This window comes from Pseudomonas paraversuta (genome assembly GCF_904067025.1).
GTDB classification, from domain to species: Bacteria; Pseudomonadota; Gammaproteobacteria; order Pseudomonadales; family Pseudomonadaceae; genus Aquipseudomonas; species Aquipseudomonas paraversuta.
The window spans coordinates 4942575-4966865 of the sequence record NZ_CAJFDA010000001.1; the positions used below are offsets into that span (position 1 = coordinate 4942575).

The window sequence follows — 24291 nt, forward strand, 5'->3', positions numbered from 1 at the left end:
TAAACAATATGCCTCAGGCCAGCCAATCGAGGGTCAAAATCAGCCGCCGCTCTCCCAGAGCCAATGCCGGCGAACGATGGATCAGGCCAGCCCCCTCATTGCCCTGCCATTTTTCGCCCTTGAGCAATGCCACCTCGCCGGTATTTATTTGCTCAATTAACCGACAGTCCAGTGGTTCGGCCTGGGGTTGTCCTAGCTGACAGCGCTCCATCACGCCCTCCTTCAACCACTGGCTGCCTATCCCCGCGTAAGTGGTAATAAGTCGTACAGGCACGTGATCCACATGAAATCTTGGGCACATCGCCTTATCCAGAGCCCTCAGACGCAGCCCAATGCGTTTTGCGCCCAACAAACAGGCATAGGCACTGACGAGCCAGGAAATGTCGGCAATAAAGCTCTCATAGCCCTCCAGATCGTTGAACCTTGAAGCAAGGCCGCTGAGGTTCGGCTGGGCCTTTTCATCGGCCATTTCAAGCACCAATGCGTCCGCCAGAGGCTCATCCAGCGAAAGTAACAAAGCTGAAAAATCGGTGATCTGGACCGGCAACTGACGCTGCCAAATGGTCATATTGACGTCATCCTGAAGAATTTTCGCCATCACATCCGGGCTTGTTCCCCGCACGTCACCGACCGCCGGGCGGGCAATTTGAGCGAGCGTTTGCATCATCCGGCCACCTCTTCGTGCCATTGCCCAAACGGATCGTTCAGCTGCTTCCACACCTCGACCCCCAAGCTCATTTCTGCATCCGAGAGCAAACAGGCATCGAGTTCCGCCGTCAGCAGCAAAAAGTCTATGTGCTGACCGATAAACACCAGCTCCTGACGGCAGTCTGCGGTGTCCGGCAACCACTTTTGCAGGATTTCAGCCCTGGTTTGTGCATCTTCTGGCCATTGATCGCGGGGCACGAAACGCCACCAGCGTCCGGCGAATCCATAGCGCATCAGGCCCCCGGCCTGGGACCAACTGCCTGCTTCCTGGTACTTGCTGGCCAGCCAGAAAAAGCCCTTTGAACGCAGCAGTTTGCCGTTGGTCCAGGGCCGATCAATAAAATTAAAAAAACGCTCGGGGTGAAACGGCCGGCGCGCGCGATAAGCCGTGGAAGCGATGCCGTATTCCGCAGTTTCCGGCACATGCGCGCCGCGTAACTCTTGTAACCAGCCCGGTGCCTGGGCTGCCCGCTCGAAGTCAAAACGGCCGGTATTGAGGATTTTTTTCAGAGGGACTTCACCCATCACCATCGGAATTATTTCGGCCTGGGCATTCAGGCGCTCAAGAATGGCGATTAATTCCAGGCGGTCGGCGCGACTGATGAGATCACTTTTGCTGATCAAGATAACGTCTGCGAACTCAATTTGTTCTATTAGCAGATCGGTTATTGAGCGTTCATCGTCTTCACCCAGGGTCTCTCCACGGGATGCCAGGCTCTCCGAGTCCTGGTAATCCTGCAAAAAATTCAGGCCATCGACCACAGTGACCATGGTGTCCAGGCGAGCGATATCGGCCAGGCTTTGGCCTGAATCGTCGCGAAAAGTGAAAGTTTCTGCCACCGGCAGGGGTTCCGAAATACCGGTTGATTCGATCAATAAATAATCAAACCGCCCCTCTTTGGCTAACTTGCTGACTTCTTCAAGAAGGTCTTCACGCAGGGTGCAACAGATGCAGCCATTGCTCATTTCGACCAGTTTTTCTTCGGCCCGATTGAGGCTCACATCGCGCTGAACCTCACCACCATCAATATTGATTTCGCTCATGTCATTGACGATGACGGCCACGCGCAAGTTGTCGCGATTGCGCAAAATGTAATTGAGTAGGGTACTTTTTCCTGCTCCGAGAAATCCGGACAGCACAGTCACCGGCAAACGTTTTGACATGGGAGTTCCTCACCAGGGTTAGCAGGTCAAAGCGCCCGCTTTAAGGCCGACCGTTTCCGATCGTCGATAATGATACATTATAACAATACAAAGCATTAGAATTGTTATCTTGTAACGTTTCGCCATTCACTCGATGGAAGCCCTAATGAACGCCCTGACCCTTCCGGACATCGCCTCGCAAAACGCCCGACAATCTCTACCCCTCGAATGGGTCGGCATGTGCGGGATCGCATTGCCCGTGCTGATTAACGCTCAGCGACACACCGCAACAGCCGATGCAGGCGTTAGCCTGGATGATGGAGAAGCTCGCGGGATCCACATGTCGCGCCTTTATCTCGCGCTAGAAGTTCTAGAGTCGCAGGAGCTGAACCCTCTACTTTTGAAAATAATTTTGCAGCGATTTCTCGACAGTCACGATGATTTATCGATCTGTGCCTACCTGAGAATTCACACCCAATTGCTGCTAAAGCGGCCGGCACTGGTCAGCCCTTTAAGCGGCTGGAAGAGTTACCCGGTGAGCATCGATGCATCTCTGAAAAACGGAATGTTCCACGTGGAACTAAAAATTGAGGTGACCTATTCATCCACCTGCCCGTGCTCGGCGGCATTGGCCCGGCAGTTAATTCAGCAACAATTCGTCAGTGACTTTGCCAACCAGCCGCTGCATCACGCCGATGTATTAACCTGGCTTGGCAGTTCACAAGGCATAGTCGCAACACCCCATAGCCAAAGAAGCACCGCTTGCCTGCAGCTCAACCTGAGCTCCGAGCTACAGTCTTTGCCGATCGAAATGATCATTGATGAGGCAGAACGAGCGCTGGGGACTGCGGTACAAACTGCGGTGAAGCGCGCAGATGAACAAGCCTTCGCTCTGGCCAATGGGCAGAATTTAATGTTTTGTGAAGATGCCGCGCGGCGCTTGAATGTGGCACTGAAGACAGCTCCCGGGGTGAAAGGCTTCATGCTGAAAGTGGTTCACGCCGAAAGTCTGCACAGCCATGATGCCGTCGCTGAAAGCCGCTGGAACTGGAGAGTCTGATGATCCGCAAAAATCCGTCCGGCGATTTACCGCAAATTGCAGAGTCCGCATACGTCGACAGAACCGCCATCATCTGCGGCAAGGTGGTGATTGGCGAGAACGTATTCGTCGGGCCATATGCCGTTATCCGCGCCGACGAAGTAGACAAGGACGGCGGTATGCAGCCCATCAGCATTGGCGCCAATTCCAATATTCAGGATGGCGTAGTCATACATTCAAAGTCCGGGGCGGCAGTGACCATTGGTGAATACACTTCGATTGCCCACCGCTCCATCGTCCACGGGCCATGCCGTGTTGGCGACCGGGTGTTCATCGGTTTCAACAGTGTGCTGTTCAATTGCGAGCTGGGGGATGGTTGCGTGGTCCGGCATAACTCGGTCGTCGATGGCCGCGACCTGCCGGATAATTTTTATGTGCCGTCAACGACACGTATCGGACCCAACACTGACCTGAGCCAGTTTTCTCCCGTCAGTGTCAGTGCCTCGGAGTTTTCAGAGGATGTAGCGCGCACCAACGTAGATCTGGTGCGCGGCTATAAAGCGCTGCAAAACGAATTTTAATCAGCCCGTGGTTTGACTGTTCCACAGTTCTGTCCGAGCCAGACCGCGCGGGTATCCATGCTGCCTTTTTGCTGGATGCCCGTCGCGTTGAAGGTGCCATTGACCTGGGTAGTGAATTCACGATCGCTGACGAAAGTTGCTATCCCGGCACCCTGGGCTTTTGGGCAACTAAAGCGGAACTTCCATTTATTTCCACTACGCTCAGTGATCTGCTGATTACATCCTGACTTGGGATCGGTCAGTGGAATCTCATCCGATTTAACCTGATCGGGCGTGAGACAAACCCGAACCCCCTTGCCTCCCATGGTCAGTCCCTGATTCTCCAATTGGGCTTTTTGTTCCGGGGTCAGCATGTTCTGTAATTGGCCTAGCATTACCTGCAAGTCAGGCAGTTGCTGACCATCTACCTGCATGTTGCTGGAGGTAAGTTCCCACAGACCCGGTTGCAGCATCTGGGCCTGTGCAGCTACGGGGATCGACAAACCACAGGCCATAAATAACCCAAGCAGACGAACATTCATCAAGAAACTCCTACGGAATTGTCCGCATTAGACGTCAAAAACTGAAGGGCGTTGCACGCGCAACTAAATAGGGACATTCATAACAGAACATGGTCTGTTAGTAGTTACAACGTCGGACATTGAGGAGCAAGGATACGCATGGATTATCTAGGCCCACACGTTTTCGGATACCTGATTTTATTAATCCACAGCCTGGGCTTGATTGCCGCAGTGCATGCCGTACTGACTGTGAGAACGGCGCAGGGCTCGATTGCCTGGGCCATGTCATTATTCTTCATCCCCTACTTCACACTTATTCCCTATCTGATATTTGGCCGCAGTACGTTCGACGATTACATTCGCGCCCGACGCGAAGCCAATCAGGAAATGCGTGAAGCCATCACCGATCTCAACTGGCGCCCCTGGGTTGAGGAAGCACTGGCAGCCCGCAGCTCCAAAGCTTATACCTCGTTGCGGGCCATGCCCAAGTTGGGCCGCATGCCCTGCCTGGCGAACAACAGCGTGCGTTTGCTGATAAATGGCACCGCCACGTTCGAGGCGATTTTCAAGGCCATACGCGAGGCGAAACAGGTCGTACTGGTTCAGTTTTTTATTGTCCATGACGACGACATCGGCATGAAGTTGCACGCTCTGCTGTTGGAAAAGGCTGCCCAAGGGGTTGCGGTCTATTTGCTCTACGACAGCATTGGTAGCCACTCCTTGCCCAAAAGTTACGGCGAAAGCCTGCGCGCTGGCGGTGTACAAACCTATGCCTTCGCTACCCGTGGCGGATGGATCAGCCGCTTCCAGGTGAACTTCCGCAACCATCGCAAAGTGGTGGTGGTGGATGGTGTGACGGGGTTCGTTGGCGGGCATAACGTCGGCGACGAATACCTGGGGGCCAAACCGCCGTTATCGCCGTGGCGCGATACCCATGTCGAAGTCAGCGGTCCGGTGGTGGCCTGCCTGCAGGAATCATTTGCCGAAGACTGGTTCTGGGCCGCACGCAAATTACCGCCCCTGATCCTGCCGCAAAGTTATCCGGACGGTGGGGTGCTCTGCCAGTTCCTGGCCAGCGGCCCGGCAGATCCTTACGAAACCTGCTCGCTGTTTTTTGTCGAAGCCATTCACGCAGCCAACCACCGGGTGTGGATAACCACGCCCTACTTCGTACCTGATGAAGCGGTGTTCTCGGCATTGCGCCTCGCAGTCCTACGCGGGGTCGATGTCCGCATCCTGATACCGTCACGTCCCGATCACAAAATTGTCTACGCGGCTTCCAGTCTGTATGCCTTTGAAGCAGTGCGCGCAGGCGTGCGGATCTTCCGTTACCAGCCCGGCTTTGTGCATCAAAAAGTGGTGTTGGTAGACAACGAAATCAGCGCCATCGGCAGTGCCAATATGGACAACCGTTCGTTCCGCCTCAATTTTGAAGTCATGCTGCTCACCGTCGACCAAGGGTTCGCCAGCCAGGTGGAGAACATGTTGCTCGATGACTTCGCCCTGGCCCGGGAGATCACCGAGGCCGACATCAAGGCCACCCACCGTCTCCAGCAACTGGCCATGCGCGTTGCCCGGCTGGTTTCCCCCGTACTATAAAAAAGGCCGTGTCGCTTTGCGCGGCACGGCCTTTTCGCCCGGCGAAAACTCTTAGCGATAAATATCCGCACGGGTAGGTGGTAATTCCAGCGTGCCATCCGCATGGGGTTTGGTCGCCAGTATCTGGTCTATGTTGATCCAGCCATGGGCAAAGGCGTAGGCACAGCCCGCAAGATACAGGCGCCAGATACGCAAGATTTGCTCAGGAACCATTTTTGCTGCTACTTCAAGATTGCTCTCCAGGCGCTGACTCCAATGCTCCAGCGTGCGCGCGTAATGCAGGCGCAGGCTTTCAACATCGACCACTTCCAGCCCGGCCTCACTGATCTCGGCAGTCATCATTGACAGGTGCGGCAGCTCGCCATTGGGAAATACATAGCGCTCGATAAAATCCCCGGCTCCACGGCCGACAGGTCGTCCATCCGTGTGTTTGGCGGTAATCCCGTGGTTCATCACCAGGCCACCTTCACGTACGGCTTTGGACAGAATCTCGCAATACTCTCGCAGGTTGGCATGCCCTACGTGTTCAAACATCCCGACACTGACAATTTTGTCGAACCGGCCATCCTGTGGCAGATCCCGATAATCCAGCAGTTGCAGGTCGACTTTATCTTGCAGGCCTTCGGCGTTGACCCGTTCTCGTGCCAGCTTCAATTGCTCTTTGCTCAGGGTAATGCCAAACACCTTGACCCCGAACTCACGGGCGGCAAATCGCGCCAGGCCACCCCAACCACAGCCAACATCGAGCAAGTACTCGCCAGGCTTTAGCCGCAACTTGCGACACAGCAGCCGGAACTTGGCTTGCTGTGCTTCGTCCAGGCTCTCTTCACCGGTTTCGAAATAGCCACAGGAATAGGCCATGTCACGGTCAAGCCACAGCTGGTAGAAGTCGTTGGATAGATCGTAGTGATAGGAAATGGATGCAGCGTCTGTGGCTTTGTCGTGGTGAACACGAGATGGCGCCGTGTCTTCTTCCTCGATAAGCGCCTGACTCAATTCATCACACACCCGTATGACTTCACTGATGGACCCCTCCAGTTCGAGTCGTCCTTCAACAAATGCACTCCCCAAAAGATCAAGACTCGGGTGAGTAAACTCAGCCACCAGAGCCGGATCCTTGACCACAATCGTAACGCTGGGCGTCGGGCCAAAACTGAACTCGTGACCGTCCCAAAGCCTTAGGCGTAATGGAAGCTGAAGTTTCTGTAAGGCCGGTGGAAGTTGCGCGAGCATCTGTAATCCTCCTACATTTCAGACGTAAGATTACAGGGTAGTTGATTAACAGAAACTTTCAGCCCCATGGGCCAGAAGGTTGAAGCTAGAGCGTGCGACGGTTTAGAAACCCCAAGCTCAACCAATCCTTGAACCAGGTCACGGCCTGCAGTGCCGCCCCTTCTTCATGGGTGACTTCGAGTGCTGAGCACAGTTGGGCAAATGACCACCCGCGGTTCATGCCTTGCAAAGCACTGGCCTCTTCAACGCCGAGGCTGCGATATTGACAGACCTGCCCGGCTCGCCAGATCAGACACACTTCCATGGCTTCAATCCGCTCGCTGGGCACAAAAGATTCACCGGCTTTGTACGCCTGCCAGAGCATCAACGTGTTGAACCGGCACTCTACCCACTGCGCACTCGGGACCAGCTCAACCTGTAAGTCGGGCCAGGCACTCGCGGGCAAAGCAGTCATCTCTTCACAGGTTAGAGGCTGCCGGGAGGGTGCATCGAAGGCCAGGGTGAAGGCCCATTCCAGAGTCGCCATCTCAACCAGAGGTGCTGCCTGTTGTTGATCCAGATACCCCGATAAAAACCCGGCGAAACCTGCACCGAACCAGCGCAGGCTGAAATGCGCAGAAGGACACTGCCGGATGTAAGCAACCGCCCATTGCTCGAACTCCGCGTCGCCAACCCAATACACCAGCGCCGGATAGTCGCCCCGCAGGGCTTCAAGCAATCGCCCGCGATAAGCATTGTGATAAATCGCCAGCCCGCCGGATACGTCCAGCGTCGGCCCCCCCTGCAAGCTGGTCACCCATGACGAAGGCGCCTCTACGGCATCACTCAGCAGGTAATTTTCAAACGCCAGTTGCCATTCATTCAGGCGCATAGCGATTTTCGCTCTACAACCTGTTGCCCCAATTGGCGAGCCTTGACCAGCTCGGCCATCAAGGTTTCAAAGGGCGGGTAATGGTCATCGCGCTCAATTAAAGTCGCAACCGGGCCCAGGCGCTCCAGGGTTTTTTGATACAGCGCCCAGACCGGGTCGCTTATGGGCTGATCATGGGTATCGATCACGTAGTCGCCATAATCACTGTGGCCGGCCAGATGCAACTGGCGGATTTTTTCAGCGGGCAGGCTGCTGATAAATTCCCAGGGATCAAAGCCATGGTTGCGCGCGCTGACATACACGTTGTTTACGTCCAGCAATAACTCGCAGCCGCTGAGTTGAGTCAGAGCGTCAAGAAATGCCCACTCGGTAAATTCATCAGCACTCGAACGCACGTAACTGGAGACATTTTCCAGGATCAACGGCCGGCCCAAAAAATCCTGAACCTGGCGTACTCGCCCGGAGATGTAATGCAGACTTTCTTCGGTATAGGGCAAAGGCAGCAAGTCATGGAGCTGATGCGCATTGCCCCGGCTCCAGCACAAATGATCTGAAATCCAGACCGGCTGCACCCGTTCGGCGAGCTTTTTGAGCTGGCGTAAATACTCGAAGTCCAGCCCATGGGGGCCGCCGATCGATAGCGATACACCGTGCATGACCACAGGGTATTGCTCGGCAATCGCCTCGAGATAAAACAGCGCTTTGCCACCCTCGACCATATAGTTTTCGGAAATTATTTCGAACCAGTCCACCGCCGGCGACTGTTCAAGTATCGGTTGATAGTACTCACTGCGTAATCCGAGGCCGTAGCCCGGGCGGGGAAGGTTTTTTTGCATCACGGCATTCTCGCTGAAGTACCCGCAGCAACCATCAGTACTGCCGCGGGCACATGGCTGTTGGATTATTTCCCGACCGTGCCACCTGCTTCCATACACGCTGATTGAGTCATGGCCTTGAAGCCCTGGCCTTTGCAGGCACCCTGCCCCTTGCAGGCATTGTCGGCGGTTTTACAATCGTTCATGCCTTTGCACGAGGTCACACCATAGCAATGCACTTGCGCATCGGCGGCTGACACTTGAGTGGCAACACCGGCAAACAGGGAGGCGGCGGCAAGAGCAAGAGCGGCACCCGCCGCTGCGGATTTGATAGTCATTTTTGTATCCTCGATGAGCGTCATGGTACGTCGGGCAAACACAATGTCAGCTGCGACGTACCACTAGAGATCCACCGGGCAAACTTGTTACAGCGGCCACCCGAAATATTTCAACGCTCATCGACCAATGCCTGCAAAGGCTCGTGGAACCTCAACAATCGCCCTGCATTGCCCAATACCAACAACGTACTGAGGTTATGCAACAGCGCGGCAATCATTGCCCCCGCCACGCCCAGCCAACCAAACGCGGCAGCGGCGACGATGGCCAGGGTCCAGCCCAGACCTATGACCACATTGACCTGCAGGGTGTGCCGGCATGCACGGCTCAACCGCACGCACGTGCCCAGGCGCCGTAAATCACTGCCAATCAGCACAATGTCGGATGAGGCCAGAGCGATGTCGGCGCCGCCCGCGCCCATGGCCACACCCACCACACCAGCCTTGAGTGCCAGTGAATCGTTGATGCCATCGCCCACCACCATCGGACGAAAGCCCCGCTCGATTTCGCTCAACACCCGGGTCAATTTATCTTCAGGCAAAGCCTGGGCCTGAACCTCGCTGATGCCCACCACCCGGGCCAAATGCTCTGCGACACTCTGACGGTCACCGGTCAGCAACACCTGGCGCCCGAGCCCCAGCTCACGCAACTCGCTCAAGGCTTGCCGGGCCTCAGGCTTGACGCTGTCGGCGAGCAACAACCAGCCCAGAAATTCCCCGCCCAGGGACAGGCCGGCAATGGGTCCGTCGTGCCCGGGTACCGGGGTAGTGACGATGCCCAATTGCTTGAACAACTCGGGGCGCCCCAATGCAGCCTCACCCTGCCCGGTACTGGCGACAACGCCCAACCCCTGGCGCTCACGAACCTCGGTTAGCGCCAGCATCTGCTCGTGACTCACCAACCCGGCCAGCGCCCGGCTTACCGGATGACTGCTGGCCGCGCCCAAACTGGCGGCAAGTTGCAGCAGAGGCTGGTGCCCGGTCAGATCAGATTCAATGGCTTGCAGGCGCAAGGTGCCGTACGTCAGGGTGCCGGTCTTATCCACCACCAGCGACGTGAGGTCGGCCAGCTCTTCAAGAAACGCCGAGCTGCGGATCAATATCCCGTGGCGCGCCGCCACCGCAATCCCGGCAATGGCCGTCGCCGGTGCCGACAACACCAAAGCGCAGGGACACGCCGCGACCAGCACGGCGAGCATCGCTTGTGCATCGTTGGTGATAAACCATGTGACCGCCGCGATCATCAACACCAACACCATGTAGCCACCGGCATACCGCTCCAGCAACCGAGTGATGGGCGGTTTCGAGCGCTCGGCGTTTTGCATCAGAGCGATCACTTTGCCCAGGGTCGATTCATCGCCGGTTCGCGTGACCTCTATCCGTAACAACCCATCCAGGTTGATCGCCCCGCCAAAAATCGGCATCCCCGCGCTCACTTCCAGGGGTACTGACTCACCGGTAATCGAAGCGGTGTCCAGACTGGCCTGGCCCGACAGCACCACGCCATCGGCCGGGACCCGGTCACCGGCGCGCACTTCAACCTGATCGCCGTGCTTCAGACTGGCGTTGTCGACTTCCTGCAAACTGCCGTCTGCTTGAAATAAACGCGCCTGGCTGCGGGTTAATTTGCCCAGGGCGTGAATCGCTTCCTGGGAGCCGATGACACTGCGCTCTTCGAGTACGTGGCCAAAAATCATGATGATCGGCAGCAATGCCGCAGTCAGCAAATCGCCGGTGGCCCATGCACCGAGCATCGCCAGTGCAATCAGTTGATCGGTGATCCCGTGCAGGCTCGGATAGCGCAGGCTGTACCACGCCGAACGCATGACCGGCACCGCGACCAGCAGCGATGCAAACCCCAGCAGCAACTGACTGGTACCGACTTGCACTGGCATGAACCAGCGCCAGACCAGGCCCAGGCCCAACAGACCCAGCGCCAGCATGGCCAGAGTGAGCTGGCGGGCGGCGCTGCGTTGTTCAGCGCTGGTCAGCATACCGACGGCGGGCTGTGTGGCAGAGGTACTCATTGTCCGGCTCCCTGAATAATCAGACGGGAATCATCTTTCGGGTCAACGCTGGTGACAGAACCCGCCTGCCCCAGAATGTTCGGCAAGCGCTCGCGGTACAGACGTAACAGCAAACCCGGATCACTCCCGGCCTGTTGCACCTTGGCCAGACTGGCAATGGCCGACGTGTCGGCCTGCGCCTTGGCCAAGCGCTCACTGGCTTGAGCCCGGGCTTGCTCGACGGTGCGGTCGGCTTGCTGGGTCGCGGTCTGGGAAAGTTTGGCGGCATCGTTGCGGGCATTGGCCACGGCCTTTTGCGCTTGTTGGCTGGCCGTCAGTACCGCGTTGAACGCATTCACCGCAGGGCCCGGCAAACTCGATTGCACATCAACCCGTACCACTTCCAGTCCCAGCCCCTGCCCGGTGGCACTCAATGCCGCGAGTTGCTGGTTGATGCCCTGGACCAAATCGCCACGCAAGCGCTCGCGTCTTTCTGCGGCCTGGCTGTCACTGCCGATCAGTTCAGGGCGCGCCACCAGAATAGTGTCCAGGTCCCGCGCCGCCGTAAGGGCTACCGCGCTGCGGGTCACCAATCGGTCCAGCGCCGGCAAAACGTGTTCGCCCTGCAGCACAAACCCGTAGGGTTGGGTGACGTTGTAAAACACCCGCACATCCAGTTGCACCACCCCTGCGTCGCCGGTCAATAAATACCCGGAGCCAGCCAGGGCATCATTGATCGGTGTGGCAAACGAGGCCACGCGATCGGCCTGCAGCGCCACATCCGAGCGCAACAGGTTTTCGATGCGGCGCTCGCTCACCCGATCTGCCGCAGGCACGATGACCACTTGTTCGAAAGGCCTTGGCCAGGCCAGCAGCAGCCCGGCATTTTGAATCCGGTCCAGTGCGCCCATGCGTAACACCACCGCACGATTTTGCGGATCGATCTGGCGTACGTTGGAAACGCCCCAGGCGATGGCTGCAAACACAGTGACCGCGTACAGCCCCAGAAAAGCCAGGCGCCCGGCCTGCTGCCACGGGCTGCTGCGCCCCGGAATCTCATCAGGTGTCTGGCTCATGGCGTCGATCCAGCCTTGGGGTCCAGGGTCGGCGGGCCATCCACCAGCACCCGGAAGGGAGCGGCGTCGGTACGCAAAATAATTTTTGTGCCCGGATTAACCATGGTTCCCAAGGTATCGAGCGAACGCAGCAAGTTGTACAGCTGCGGCGAGCTGGCATAAGCCCGGCCATAAATCTGCGCTGCTTCCACCCGCGACTGGGCCTCGATAGCGGCTGCTTTAACACTGGCATCCGCTTGCAGAATCCGCGCATCACGCTCGGCGGCGGAACGGATTTGCGCCGCTTCACGCTTGCCTGCCGCGGTACGTTCTGTGGCGATGGTTTCGCGCTCGGCGCGCATCCGGTCAACCGTAGCGGTGAGCGTGACCGAGGGCAGTGTCAACCGCTCGACACCTACCTGGAGCACGCGAACCCCGTAGGTACTGAGCAATTGCTGTTCGATCTGCTGGCGCAACTGCGCTTCAAAATCGGCGATTTTGACTTGGCTGGCATCCGTATTCACCAGGCTTGAGAGATCAAAACTGGCGGCGGTGGTTTCCAGCGCCGAGCCCACAAACGTACGGATTTGCCGGGCCGCTTCGTCTGGCTGATTCTGCACTGCACGCATAAAACGCTGCACGTTTTCGGTATCGGGCTGTACCTGCCAGGCCACATAGGCCTGAACGATAATCCGCAGACCATCCCGGGTGCCAACGTCCTGCAAGCCGCTGGAGGTAGTGCGCAGACGTAAATCCACCGGCACGCTGATTTCAAACGGAGCCGGCCAGCGCCAGCCTAGCCCGGGTTCGAGCAGCACCCGCGCCGGGTTGCCAAAGCGGGTTATTACCGTCGCTTCGCCGGATCGCACTTGCACCAGACTTGCCGCGGCTACGGCAAACAGCACCAGCAATGTCGCCCAACCCATGCGCCGCCACGGAAACGGGCCCGGTTCATGGCCCGCGCCATGATGATGGCCATGATGTGAACAGCCATGGTGATGGCCGCTGTGATCGTGTTGCTCAGGTGAATGTGACTGAGTCAAAAGAGGGCTCCTTACTGAACAGCTTTACGCGGCGCGACAGGATCGGCCGGCAGCGTGAAAGAACGCAGATCGAGGGTCGGCGCGCTGCTGCCCCCAAGGCGATGGTCGAGGATCAGCAATTTTGCGTTGTTCAGGCCCGTGCTCAACTGGCCCAGGTACTGCTCCAGGACAAAGGCGTATCCGGCACGGGCATAGGCTTTTTGTTCAGCATCAAAACGCAGGTCGGCAGTCTGTGCCGTGGCATTCACTTCATGGGCGCTGGCATGGGCCTGATCCAGAGCGGCGCTGGCAAGCATTTGCGCAACGTTGCTTTGCTCACTGGCCGCCCCGCGTTCGCGGGCAATCAGGGCCTGCGCGCTGATTTGCGCGGCCTGTACCCCGTGATAAGCGTTGGCGGCACCGGCAGGCGGATGGATGGCCTCAACCACGGTGGCGAGAATTTCCACCCCGCTGTCGAGGGTATCCAGATCCTTTTGCACTGCACGCCCGATGTCGGCGGCCAGTGCGATGCGTTGCTCGCCAAGCACGCCGTCCAGGGTGCGCGAGGCAAAGTCATGCACCAGAATTCGGCTGGCAGTACTGCGGATCAAGGTCGGCACATCGTCGCAGTGATAGGTGGCGGCAATCGCCGCCTGGTCGCTCAAACCAATGCGGTACACGAAACGCACGTCCATGTTGACGATCTGAAAGCCCTGTTTATCGTGGTTGTCGCTGGCAATGACCTGGGACTTGTCATTGATATGGGTGGCATCCCACAACCGGTTGGCCGTGACCGGCGGCGCCCCGTCTGCGGGAGTCAGTACTGGCTCGCCAGCCGATTCGGTAGCGGTGGCCAGTTCATGCACGACGCCGTTTTCCACCGCCAGCACCCGGCCCAGCGGCCAGGGCAAACCGGCGTGCAGGCCCGGTGCCAATACGGCCACCGGCTTGCCGAAGCGCTCATAGATCCCACGCCCTTGCAGGGGGATTTCATTCACGCCACTCAGCACCCAACCGACGACAACCACCAGGGCCAATACCGGTAAGAATGCTTTGCGCATGTAGGTGAACGCCCAGATCTGGCGCAGATCGATGCCAAACCGGTTGTGCAATTCATGCTGCAGGGCCAGCAATGGTTGCGGCGGCCAGCGCAGCATGCCGGCGATAAAACTTTGCGCAATCATGCGCGGCTCAAGCTTGTCACGCCGCGGACTGAACAATGCCGCCACTGCCCGCAACATCAGTTCAATCGCAACCGCCGCAGGCAACAGGCCGATCAATACCGCGAGTCGCGCCGGCCACAGGGCCTCGACGCTGCTGAACAGCAAACACAGCGCACTGAGCAAAAAGGTGATGATCGGTACCCGCACCAGCGGCGCCAAAGACCGGGCCTCAGGCCATTGTGCGGGTTGTTGTTGTACCAGGTAGCGTTCCAGCACCAACAGGGCAAATGCCAATAGCACCGCACAACCTGCCGCGATACTGCCCCAAGTACCCAGGGCAACACCCGGCAATGCAAGGTTCCAGGTGTGTTGCACACTCCACCATGCCAACCCGCCGAGGCCTGCCAGCCACAGCGCCGGGGCACCGATATTGACTATCAAGCGGTACGACTCGCGGCTCAGGCTCTGGCAAAAGCGCTCATAGGCACTCAACACTTCGTCGGGTTGAGCCTCAATGGCCTCGGGTGGTACGGGGTGTAATGCGCTATTGCGCCAACTGGCGACCCAGAACGCGGATTGCGCGCCTGCCGCCAGAACCAGCAACGCCGCCGCATTGTTGTTGAGCAATACCGGCCATAAAGACTCTGACGAAAACAGGCTGATAAAAAAAGCCACTGCCCACGCCATCAATGCCAAAGCCGCCAGTACGACCCCTAATTGAAAAAGCTGACGAGCCTGAGCAGAGGCACTGTGAAAACGAGACAAAGACTCAAGACCGCCCTCCTCGGCATCTAAATCGACACGCATGGAAGCTCCATATTTTGAAATATCTAGTTACGATAAAACAAAATCAGTGAAACTTCTGTCGGCCGGAGGCGATCTTCATCTTTCTATAAAGACCGCTCGTAGCGTTACTCCGGGTGTGCGATCAACTGCTTGGCCAGGGCTTCAAATGCCGGAATGGTTACCGGATCGTTGGCCGCATTGCCGGCGATCGGATTGGAGGCATAACGTACGATCACCATCTCGGCTTTGGGATCGATATAGATCCGCTGGCCGTATACCCCACGCGCCATAAAGGCACCGTCCGGGTTATGGGTGACCCACCACATGTTGCGATAGCTGCCGCCCTTGAGCAGGTCATAACCGGCCTTGGCGAAGGCGGCTTTATCACCACCGGCACGGATATCATCGACCACGGCCTTGGGCACAATCTGCTGGCCCAGGTACTGGCCATCATTGCGGATCATCTCGCCAAACCGCGCCAGATCACGCAACCCGGTGTTCAACCCGCCGCCAGCAAATGGAGTACCGATGGAGTCGACGGTGAAGTAGGCATCCTGTTCAGCACCCAGGCGTTGCCAGATTCTTTCAGACATCAGTTGCGCAACGTTACGCCCTGTCACCCGGGCAATTACCCAGCCCAGGACATCGGTATTGACGGTTTTATAAGCAAAGGCCTGGCCGTGTTCGCCCAGCGGTTTGACGGTCAGCAAAAACTCCATATACGTGCGCGGGCCGGTGTAGTCCTTGGGTTTTGGCAGTGGGCTGCCCGCTGCCGAGTGTTGCCAGACTTCAGCATTCGGGTCGGCATAGTCTTCGCTGTATTTAAGCCCGGTGGTCATGTCCAGCACCTGGCGCAGGGTGGCGTTGCCAAAAGCAGATGTGGCCAGTTCCGGAACATAGTCCGCGACTTTTTTATTGGCATCCAGAGTGCCATCGGCCACCAGCATGGCACCCATGGTCCCGACCACCGATTTGGTGACCGACATGGCGCCGTGCTGACCCTCGGGGTTGAGCACACCGAAGTAACGCTCGTAGACCACTTGCCCGCGATGCAGTACCACGATGCCATCGGTGTAATTGGCCGCCAGGGACTGTTCCCAGGTCATTGGCTGTTGGCTGCCCAGGGGCACAAAGGTCAGCTTGTCGATATCACTGCGCAACGCCCGAGCCAGCGGCACCGGTGCTCCCAGGCCACGGGATACATTGGTGGTAGGCATCAGTTGGCGGAAGTTGGAAACGCTCCAGCGCATTGCCGGAAAATTGAAATAACTGCCATCGGCAAAACGCACGATACGATCGGCCGGTGGTGGCGCGCCGACCATCCAGCCCATAGTCTTGGGATCGCTGGCGGCGGCATCGGGGTAAGTGGTTTTGTCGGCTGCGCAGGCAATGGAAGCTGCCAGGCACGAGAGTAAAAAAAACGCACCGGTGCGGGCGGGATTCAGAAGATGCTTAAACATGCATACGCCTCAGTAAAGGAACGAGACTCGGGCCAACAACAGAACTGAATGTTCCTTTTCAATTCCTGGCCGCGCATCACCTTGCGGCATGCCGGCTACTTTGCATAGCTTGAATCTGATCCGGGAGCCGGCAGCTACAGGTCCTGGGTCTGCATGGGCGATTTATATTTTTATTTCCCCGATCAGAGCTTCCAGTTGGTGAAAGTCGCTATGGATATTTCTTTTTTTGCGCCAGATCATATCCAGCGTAAAGGTCGGAAAACCTGCAGGGGGGTTAAGAATTTTTATCTGCGGCGGTATGGGCAACGTCGGCAATATTTTTTTCGGAATCGCGATCAGTGACGGAACCGACAATAAAATATTGACCCCGGCGTGGTAGGAATTGGCGCGGGTAACTATTTTTCTGCTGCGTGCCTGCTTGCCCAGCCAATCATCCACCATGTTTTTTTCCGATAACCATGGCGTTGGAAATACCTGGGGTGTTTCACAGAATTCATCAATATTCAGTGTCGTTTTCGGCTGATGCTTTTGCACACTGGATAAGCACACAAAAGAATCTTCACTGATGCTTCGATAGTCCAAAAGCGGATGACGCTGGTGATAGCCCGCGCCGAAACCGAAACATACATCGGTCTCCCCTTCCAGTACCCCATTGATCGGTAAATCTTCACCCAGGCGGCTCACACCCAATGACCAGTTACGCCCTGCCGAACGGACTGACTGCAAGAGCGCGGGCAGCATCAATATTTCGAAATACTCGGGGGCAGTGATGTTCCACTGCCGGGTCGCCGATGTCTGGGCAACCCCCTCTTTGGCGCACTGGTTAATGCACTGGACAATATTTTGCAGGTAAGGCTGCATGGCCAATACCCGCGCGGTGGGCTGCATGGCGCCTTCGCAGCTTTCAAATAATTTGTCGTCGAAACAATTGCGCAGTTTTTTCAGGCTGTAACTGATGCTCGACTGACTCAAGTTGAGTATTTCCGAGACCCGCTTGGCGCTGCGGTTTTCAATCAGCAACAAAACAATCGAAATGTCCTGCATATCCAATTGCTTCAGTGCGTTGGTATAAAGCATGTCGACTCCCTGACGGTGTAATCCTCGTGCCAAAAACAACTCAACCCGTATTGCCGGTCAAGTGGGCTATACCAATTATTACACAATAAAGTGCCGGATCGCTTGTGGCGTGCAACTACCGGCGGTGAAAGAAATCAACCTGATTGATGCCTGCCTTTGTTGCCTGAAGAGAAGACAGTCGCGATAATTCATATATTTCTTTTTCCGGCATCTGCGATCACCCGGAGAAACGTGAGTTCTAGAGATGCACATAATAGAGCTGTTCCTCCAAGCCTTTAAGCTGGCAAGTTTATAATAAACTTCAGCCTCCCCTATAACTACTCATTAGAGCGGGCCGAGCATGATGGCAAGGCAACTATTAGCAGGCGCTATATACAAGTATTGTTCAAGTTATTGATCGATACCCTCGCCCCCCGAAGAGCCCTGTACTTTGAAAACTGTTTGCGGGCTCTTGAAGCAGGTCTTCGTTTTTAGTTGTGGCTTCAATCGATCGATCCAGATAACTGGCGCCTGTGCCAACAGGATGAGTGTTGTCAATAAAGTAACCACCGCGTGTTCCTGTATCACGAAGGCCAGAATAATTGATGCGGGATTCCTGGCCCAAAACAACTGTCTCCAGCGGCGGCTGGATATCCATGCAGGCCCTGTCTTCGCGATCGATGCGAACAGCCCCGGGCGCGGGCATGGAGCCATGGCGACAATCTTCTGGAGCACTTGCCAGCCGTCGGATGACGCAGGCAGAACCCGTGCTGCAACGGGTGAAGGTGCAGACTGGTTTGCAGTTGCTCAGGTTTTCGCTTCCCGGCGGCCTTGGCAAGGAACGGCACGACCGGATCCGCCTCGACGAGGAACCGTTCGCCACCCCGGGTTAGTGCGGGCTGGCGTATTCGATGACAGAAAAGCGTCATCCGGAGCATGGCTGGCCGGGAGGGTGAGGCCAGGATTCAGCACAGCTCAGGACTTGTTTTTGAAAATCCTTAAGTGGAAAGTTTTCATTTGATCAATTAAAGTAACTCACAAGTTTTAAAAAGCGTTTTTACCTCATCGTTAATCAGGATGATGAAAGCCAACCCCGAGACTGCAGCGGTGGGACTTGAAGGATCTAACATGAACAAGAAATCTACGCGGCTAACCATATTGATTGATACTCCAACCAAGGAAAAACTGGAGGCCCTCTCTGAGATGGCTGATCTCACGGTCTCGCAGATCCTTAGAAAGCTAATCAAGAATCATCTGAATACTCTTGAGGTGCCCAATAACCTGCCACCTGGAGAGTCAAGCAATGTAAGCTCACATATAATCAATTAGTATTAAGTCTTTGACTAATCCTAAAGTATTATGTTGCTGCCTCATCTATAACTAAATGATTAATAGTGGATGCTGGCCGCGGGTTATATGATGCCCGACCTGTGTGATTTTATAGTCCGCCTGCCCGCTAGAGCGCTGTCCTGCAGGACAAAATAACTTTATTTCAGTCAGCACTCTGTCGTCATCTGACGTTGATAATGGATTTGATTATGTCTTTGATACAGCAACTCCAGGCCTGTCATGCATTGTTAAGCGAATCCACTGCAGACCTCGGTGACCCCAGCGCTGCAGCCGAGCCTTGTACATTATTTTTTTCTCTCAGTGACGGTACACAGCGGGCCCGGGTATTCCACGTCAGCGCCGACACGTTTGAAAATGCGTGGAGCGCCGGCCTGCTGAACCTTGCACAGCAGCCGCAGGAGCGCCAGTGGTTAAGGGTTGAACGCGCCGTCAACATCATGCCGCTGTCGTGGGCTCAATTTCAGGAACGCCTCAAGCGCCACAAACGTAACTACTTCAGATACGGCATGGCCTTCGACCCAGCCCTGGTCACCGCCATCACCGAACAGGAAATCAACGCCAACGCCATTCTTTACGGTGGCCCCAACGTTCCTCTTGCCTCGTTCAACATAAACAATTATCTGATTTATGCGAAAAGACGCTTTAGCCATTCAGTCGCTCAAGTCGCGGCCATGCAAGCACAGTCGGACTCTCAAACCCCGGTTTATCTGTTCCAGACTCAAGCTGTGTTTTGTGCCGAAGACGGCAAAGCCCATCCGCTGAGCAGCAGCGGGCCAGATGTCGGCCGACGACGCCTCAGCGGGTTACTGAGCGCGGCCGAAATCAAGGACAAGGTAACGACAGCCTCGGATTTTCTCGGCCGTCAGGTCAAGGACAGCGGGCAGTTCATCTATGGCCAGTTCCCGTGCTTCGATCGTACGATCCAGAACTACAACACGCTGCGACACGCCAGCACCACCTATTCGATGATCGAGGCCTGGGAGCTGACCGCAGATGATGCGCTTGAAGCATCAATACGTCGCTCCCTTGGCTATCTCACCGAACAGCTGATCAAGCATTACACCTTGCCCGATGGCAGCGCGGCAGCGTTCCTGGTGGATGAGGGAGATGAGATCAAACTGGGCGGCAATGCGGTCTGCCTGCTGGCGCTGGTCAAGTTCAGCGAGGTCACCGGCACCCGCGACTATCTGCCGCTACTGACAGCCCTGGCCAATGGCATCAGCTGGATGCAAGACCCCTTCACGGGCGGCTTCAATCATGTCTTGCATGCCAAGGATCTGAGCGTTAAAGCCCCGTTCCGGATCATCTATTACGACGGTGAAGCCGCATTCGGGCTGATGCGTCTTTATGGCTTGAGCGGTGACGAGCGCTGGCTGAATGTGGTGGAAAAAGCCTTCGATTATTTCATTGCCAAAGAACACTGGCGCGAGCATGACCATTGGTTGAGCTACTGCGTCAATGAGCTGACCCGCCACCGTCCGGAAGAAAAGTATTTCCGTTTCGGCTTGAACAACGTGACGGACTATCTGGACTTTGTCCTGTTGCGCATCACCACCTTCCCGACCTTGCTTGAGCTCATGATGGCCGCCCAGCAGATGCTGCAGCGAATCAGCCAGGAACCGTCGCTGCGCCATCTGCTCAACGAAGTCGATCTGGACAAGTTCTATCGCGCGCTGCACTACCGCGCCGGCCATTTACTGAATGGGTATTTCTGGCCGGAAACTGCCATGTTCTTTCGCAATCCTGAGCGCATCGTCGGCTCGTTTTTCATCCGCCACCACGCGTTCCGGGTGCGCATCGATGATGTGGAGCACTACCTCTCCGGGTTCATTGCGTACCACCGCTACCTGCTTGATGGTGCACCACAAGTCCAGTACGAGCTGCCGGTGGCCAATGGCTGGCGCTGGGATGCAGAAAGTGTTGCACAAGCCACTGGCGGCTCCTGGGCAATAGCTCCCGAGGCCGGTTGGCAAGCAACAGGCCTGGCTCCATCCATGGCTTACTTCAAACCGCATCGCATGCTGAACCGCCCTGAAAGCAAGATCGGGATCAATGAAGCACGACTGGCGCGTCTCTGGGCCAAAGCTGACGTAGCACAACGCCCGTCAGCTTTCATTTGTTCCGACCCGACACCCTACCTGAACGCCGGATTACCTGTGCTGCAAGTCCCGGACACGGCTGACGCCATGCTGCAACTGGGGCGCTACGCCCGGCAGGCATTTACAGGCCAGGTATTCGGGGTCACGGGCAGTGCCGGCAAAACCACCGTGGTCGCCATGCTTACCCATGCCTTGCAAACACTGGGTACCGTGGCGCAAACCGACGGCAATGCCAACCTGCCCCATGGCATCGCCTGGAACATGGCCTGCATGACCGACCCGGCTCAATTCTGGGTACTGGAAATGGCCGTGGGCAGGATGCCGATCAATTCGGATCTGGTTCGGCCTCACGTCGCAGTCGTCACCAGCCTGTCGCCTGCGCACCTGGAATACCACGGCACCCTGGAGAACCTGGCGCGCAAGAAAAGTGCGATTTTCAGATCCATGGCGCCGGGCAGCCACGCTGTGCTGAACCGCGATATGCCTTATTTCCAGGTATTCGCTCAAGCAGCCGAGCGGGCGCAATTGACGGTGCTCAGCTATGGCGAACACCCACACGCCGATCTGCGGATGATCGAGTGCAAGAGCATGCCGTCACACTTTCAGATCACTGCCAGCCTGCAGGGGACGACGGTGCGCTTCAACCTTCGCGCACGCGGTCGGCACATGGTGCTTAATGCCCTGTCGGTACTGGCGTCGCTGGTTGCCGCGGGCCTGCCGACAGCCGAAGCACTGAGTGCGCTGGAGACATTCGAGGCCGTTTCCGGTCGTGGCAATACACTGCAAATCCCCTGCGCAGACGGTGATTACCATCTGATTAACGATGCCTACAATGCCAACCCTGGGTCCATGGTGGCTTCGTTGAAGATGCTCGCCGAATTACCCGTCCCGGCCAATCAGCGGGTTGCGGTTCTGGGGGATATGCTTGAGCTCGGCCCGGATACGTCGCGCTATCACCTTGAGCTGGCGGAATATCTTGTCGCCGCCTCTCCTCGACACACCGTGCTTTGCGGGCCGCAGATGCATGCGCTTTACATGCACTTGCGCGACCAGTCGAGTGTTGTGTGGTTTGAGGACATCAAGGCGCTGCAGGTCAAACTGCCAGAGCAGGCTGCGCATTGGTTTCGTGCAGGGGACTGGGTGCTGGTAAAAAGCTCGGGCGGTACCGGCCTCTCGGAACTGGTCGAATCGCTCACGCGCACCGGGCAGTCTGCAACGGCCTGACTGGCAGCGCGCCGCTCGACACTCAATTGCTGGCGATGAAGGGCGTTTTCACTGTGTGAACCCAGCGTTCCTGGAAGCATCGCCAGCAAGCCCGCTTCTGGCACAGGCGGAAGCAGTCTTGAGGGCAATGTCGTTGCGCAGTTGATGGTTAGCCGGCGCAATGGCCGGTGCCTCGATCAACCGTGCCGTGTGCCCGGCATCTTTTAGCGCCTGGTAAAACTTTTTCTGCAACTCAAAAGGTGCAACCTGATCGCCGGGATTGCCGATCACATACAGCGGCCGGGCAGCCACCCTGGAAATGCCGCTGATATGCTCTAGGGGATCGTAGGGGTTGAACAAACCATTGGTGTCGCGCCCGTCACGGGCAGGCAGGCCTTTGGTTTGACGAATCATGCGGGCTCGCTCGAGCAAGCCGAAAGCGCCCGACGTCATGACCGCGCATTTCACGTCCGTACGCCCCAGTGTCAACAGAGATGCAACCACCGTTGCCCCACCGCTGTGCCCCAGCAACACAAACTGCCCGATGCCATAACGCTTGCGCAATTGGTCGAGCGCAACCGCCAATGCCTGAAACTCACTGGCCTGACGCCGCTGCCCGTGGTTACCGCTGGAGCCGTAGGTGCCCGGACGCGCCACTATCACCACCGGCACGCCGGCTCGCCGGGTCAGCGTGGCGGCCTGCTTGTCTTTGGCCGTGAGGGTGTTGCCCGCTATGGCTTCGGGAGGGCGGTGCATTTCGATGTTCCGGTCACCATGAAACATTACGATCACTACCGGAGCATGCTCTAGCGGCGAAGAACTGAAGTAGCGGATACAGGCCTTGCCGCTGACAAACTCGACCCACAAAGCCGAGTCCGGGTCGACACAGGACGCCTGGTTGGCCGCAGTGTTCCACAGCAACGGGACGTCATCCGTGCCCAGCGCCCATGCCGGCGAGCAGGCCAGAACTGCCAGGCAAAGCAGTAACCGCGAAACAACCATCGCCCACCTCCGACTAGCGTTCGCGCAATGCTTCACGCGCACGGTTCATGGGTTTGATCAAATAATCGAGCACGGTTTTACGGCCCGTCTTGATGTCTGCCGCGGCAATCATTCCCGGTACGATGGCAAAGGCCTTGCCGGCCTTGTTGTGAAGTTCATTGTCATTGGTGCGGATAAACACGCGATAGTAGAAGACCTCGGGTTTGACTTCGTCCTGAATGGTATCGGGTGAAATGGTGACCACCTTCCCGTCCATGCTGCCGTAGATGGAGTAGTCATAGGCTGTGATCTTGACCTTGGCATCCTGGTCCGGGTGGATGAACGCGATGTCCCGGGGTGAGATACGGGCTTCGATCAACAACTGGTCATCCATGGGTACGATCTGCATCAACCGGCCATTGGGCGGGATGATGCCGCCGATGGTGGTGACTTCAATGCCTTTCACAATTCCGCGCACCGGTGAGCGCAAGGTTAACCGGGTGACCGAATCGGAGCGGCCCTTGAGTACCGAAGCCAGGGTTTGTACATCGGAGTTGGCCTTGGCCAGTTCTTCGCCGGCGCGCACCATGTATTCGGAACGCGACTGGGTAAGCTTGAGCTCAAGCTCGGACTTCTGGCGTTTCAGGCGCAAGACCTCAACGTTACTCGCCGCACCGACCCGGGCCAGGTTCTCGGTGATTTCCAGTTCACTGCGCACCAGCCCCAGAGAGGCGCGTACTCCGGCCTGAGACTCTTCAAGCCCCTTGCGTCGGGTCTTGTAAAGATCTGTTTCGGCTGCAATCAGCGCCGGATAACCTTTGAGTTCCTCGTCAAACGTCAGGGTTGTGCCGCTCACTTCCGCCTGCAACCGCGCCACACTGGCCAGGGATGAACGGTACTTGGCCGCACTCTCACCCAGGTTGGACTCGGTTTTGGTAGGGTCGAGCCTGGCGAGTACTTCTCCCTGCTTGACGATGTCACCTTCGGCGACATTCAGCTCGGTAACGATACCGCCCTCCAGCGACTGAATAACCTGCTCGCGAGACGACGGGATGACCTTGCCGGTGCCTGTCGACACCTCATCTATTTCAAACAAATAAGCCCACGTACCAAACGCCAGCAGCATCAAGGCAACGCACCAGACAATACGTGTAGAGCGCACGACGACTGCGTCATCGAGGCCATCATCGGACTGACTACCGGTACCTCGGGAAGCCCCCGCCATCGGAGTGCCTCCCTGGTGCTGCGAACCCGAAGCACTCGTTTTATTGGACATCTGAACTATC

The 24291-nt window shown here is 56.9% G+C and carries 20 protein-coding genes; 5 read left to right on the forward strand and 15 right to left on the reverse strand.

What is annotated here, in order from left to right; translation table 11 throughout:
- Positions 1–13: 13 nt before the first annotated feature.
- The gene (locus JQ848_RS22365) at positions 14–667 is read right to left on the reverse strand and encodes a DUF1826 domain-containing protein (protein ID WP_202211204.1); all 654 of its coding nucleotides are present in this window, start codon (positions 665–667) and stop codon (positions 14–16) included.
- The gene (zigA, locus tag JQ848_RS22370) at positions 664–1872 is read right to left on the reverse strand and encodes a zinc metallochaperone GTPase ZigA (protein WP_202211206.1); all 1209 of its coding nucleotides are present in this window, start codon (positions 1870–1872) and stop codon (positions 664–666) included. The genes JQ848_RS22365 and zigA overlap by 4 nt, the downstream gene beginning before the upstream one ends.
- 145 nt (positions 1873–2017) lie before the next feature.
- Here zigA and folE2 point away from each other — a divergent pair, with 145 nt between their 5' ends.
- Positions 2018–2911: a GTP cyclohydrolase FolE2 gene (gene folE2, locus JQ848_RS22375; RefSeq protein ID WP_010657061.1), complete on the forward strand. Its 894-nt coding sequence runs from the start codon at positions 2018–2020 to the stop codon at positions 2909–2911.
- The gene (locus JQ848_RS22380) at positions 2911–3471 is read left to right on the forward strand and encodes a gamma carbonic anhydrase family protein (RefSeq protein ID WP_003438067.1); all 561 of its coding nucleotides are present in this window, start codon (positions 2911–2913) and stop codon (positions 3469–3471) included. Before folE2 ends, JQ848_RS22380 begins: the two co-directional genes overlap by 1 nt.
- On the opposite strand, the gene JQ848_RS22385 is transcribed toward JQ848_RS22380, so the two are convergent.
- Entirely contained in the window at positions 3468–3992 is a 525-nt protein-coding gene (locus JQ848_RS22385) for a DUF3617 domain-containing protein (protein ID WP_003438065.1), read from the reverse strand. The genes JQ848_RS22380 and JQ848_RS22385 overlap by 4 nt on opposite strands.
- A 138-nt stretch (positions 3993–4130) precedes the next feature.
- Here JQ848_RS22385 and cls point away from each other — a divergent pair, with 138 nt between their 5' ends.
- Positions 4131–5570 (forward strand): cardiolipin synthase, encoded by a 1440-nt coding sequence (gene cls / locus JQ848_RS22390; RefSeq protein ID WP_003438063.1) that lies wholly within the window; start codon positions 4131–4133, stop codon positions 5568–5570.
- A gap of 51 nt (positions 5571–5621) precedes the next feature.
- On the opposite strand, the gene cfaB is transcribed toward cls, so the two are convergent.
- The 10 genes from cfaB to JQ848_RS22440 form a co-directional block, all read right to left on the reverse strand.
- Positions 5622–6803 carry a C17 cyclopropane fatty acid synthase CfaB gene (cfaB, locus tag JQ848_RS22395; protein WP_202211208.1) on the reverse strand — a complete coding sequence of 394 codons (1182 nt, stop codon included), beginning with the start codon at positions 6801–6803 and terminating at the stop codon, positions 5622–5624.
- An 85-nt stretch (positions 6804–6888) separates the two neighbouring features.
- Positions 6889–7674 carry an HvfC/BufC N-terminal domain-containing protein gene (locus JQ848_RS22400; protein ID WP_202211210.1) on the reverse strand — a complete coding sequence of 262 codons (786 nt, stop codon included), beginning with the start codon at positions 7672–7674 and terminating at the stop codon, positions 6889–6891.
- A complete protein-coding gene (bufB, locus tag JQ848_RS22405) occupies positions 7665–8510 on the reverse strand; it encodes an MNIO family bufferin maturase (RefSeq protein ID WP_202211212.1) in 846 nt (281 codons plus the stop codon). The genes JQ848_RS22400 and bufB overlap by 10 nt, the downstream gene beginning before the upstream one ends.
- A gap of 65 nt (positions 8511–8575) precedes the next feature.
- On the reverse strand, positions 8576–8827 hold the full coding sequence (gene bufA2 / locus JQ848_RS22410) for a BufA2 family periplasmic bufferin-type metallophore (RefSeq protein ID WP_003438056.1): 252 nt from the start codon (positions 8825–8827) through the stop codon (positions 8576–8578).
- Positions 8828–8937: 110 nt separating this feature from the next.
- On the reverse strand, positions 8938–10851 hold the full coding sequence (locus tag JQ848_RS22415) for a cation-translocating P-type ATPase (protein WP_202211214.1): 1914 nt from the start codon (positions 10849–10851) through the stop codon (positions 8938–8940).
- The gene (locus JQ848_RS22420; protein ID WP_202211216.1) at positions 10848–11906 is read right to left on the reverse strand and encodes an SPFH domain-containing protein; all 1059 of its coding nucleotides are present in this window, start codon (positions 11904–11906) and stop codon (positions 10848–10850) included. Before JQ848_RS22420 ends, JQ848_RS22415 begins: the two co-directional genes overlap by 4 nt.
- On the reverse strand, positions 11903–12928 hold the full coding sequence (hflC, locus tag JQ848_RS22425; RefSeq protein WP_127196942.1) for a protease modulator HflC: 1026 nt from the start codon (positions 12926–12928) through the stop codon (positions 11903–11905). Before hflC ends, JQ848_RS22420 begins: the two co-directional genes overlap by 4 nt.
- Before the next feature lie 11 nt (positions 12929–12939).
- Positions 12940–14877 (reverse strand): protease modulator HflK, encoded by a 1938-nt coding sequence (gene hflK, locus JQ848_RS22430; protein WP_202211218.1) that lies wholly within the window; start codon positions 14875–14877, stop codon positions 12940–12942.
- Between the two features lie 104 nt (positions 14878–14981).
- Positions 14982–16316: a serine hydrolase domain-containing protein gene (locus tag JQ848_RS22435; protein ID WP_202211220.1), complete on the reverse strand. Its 1335-nt coding sequence runs from the start codon at positions 16314–16316 to the stop codon at positions 14982–14984.
- A gap of 162 nt (positions 16317–16478) precedes the next feature.
- Complete coding sequence (locus JQ848_RS22440) at positions 16479–17393, reverse strand: LysR family transcriptional regulator (RefSeq protein ID WP_003438040.1); 915 nt, start codon at positions 17391–17393, stop codon at positions 16479–16481.
- 1107 nt (positions 17394–18500) lie between these two features.
- Here JQ848_RS22440 and JQ848_RS22810 point away from each other — a divergent pair.
- A complete protein-coding gene (locus JQ848_RS22810; protein ID WP_029612854.1) occupies positions 18501–18701 on the forward strand; it encodes a ribbon-helix-helix protein, CopG family in 201 nt (66 codons plus the stop codon).
- Between the two features lie 209 nt (positions 18702–18910).
- A complete protein-coding gene (locus tag JQ848_RS22445) occupies positions 18911–22045 on the forward strand; it encodes a UDP-N-acetylmuramoyl-tripeptide--D-alanyl-D-alanine ligase (RefSeq protein ID WP_202211222.1) in 3135 nt (1044 codons plus the stop codon).
- Positions 22046–22093: 48 nt separating this feature from the next.
- On the opposite strand, the gene JQ848_RS22450 is transcribed toward JQ848_RS22445, so the two are convergent.
- A complete protein-coding gene (locus tag JQ848_RS22450; protein ID WP_202211224.1) occupies positions 22094–23026 on the reverse strand; it encodes an alpha/beta hydrolase family protein in 933 nt (310 codons plus the stop codon).
- 13 nt (positions 23027–23039) lie between these two features.
- A complete protein-coding gene (locus JQ848_RS22455; protein WP_003438031.1) occupies positions 23040–24230 on the reverse strand; it encodes an HlyD family efflux transporter periplasmic adaptor subunit in 1191 nt (396 codons plus the stop codon).
- Positions 24231–24291: the final 61 nt, after the last annotated feature.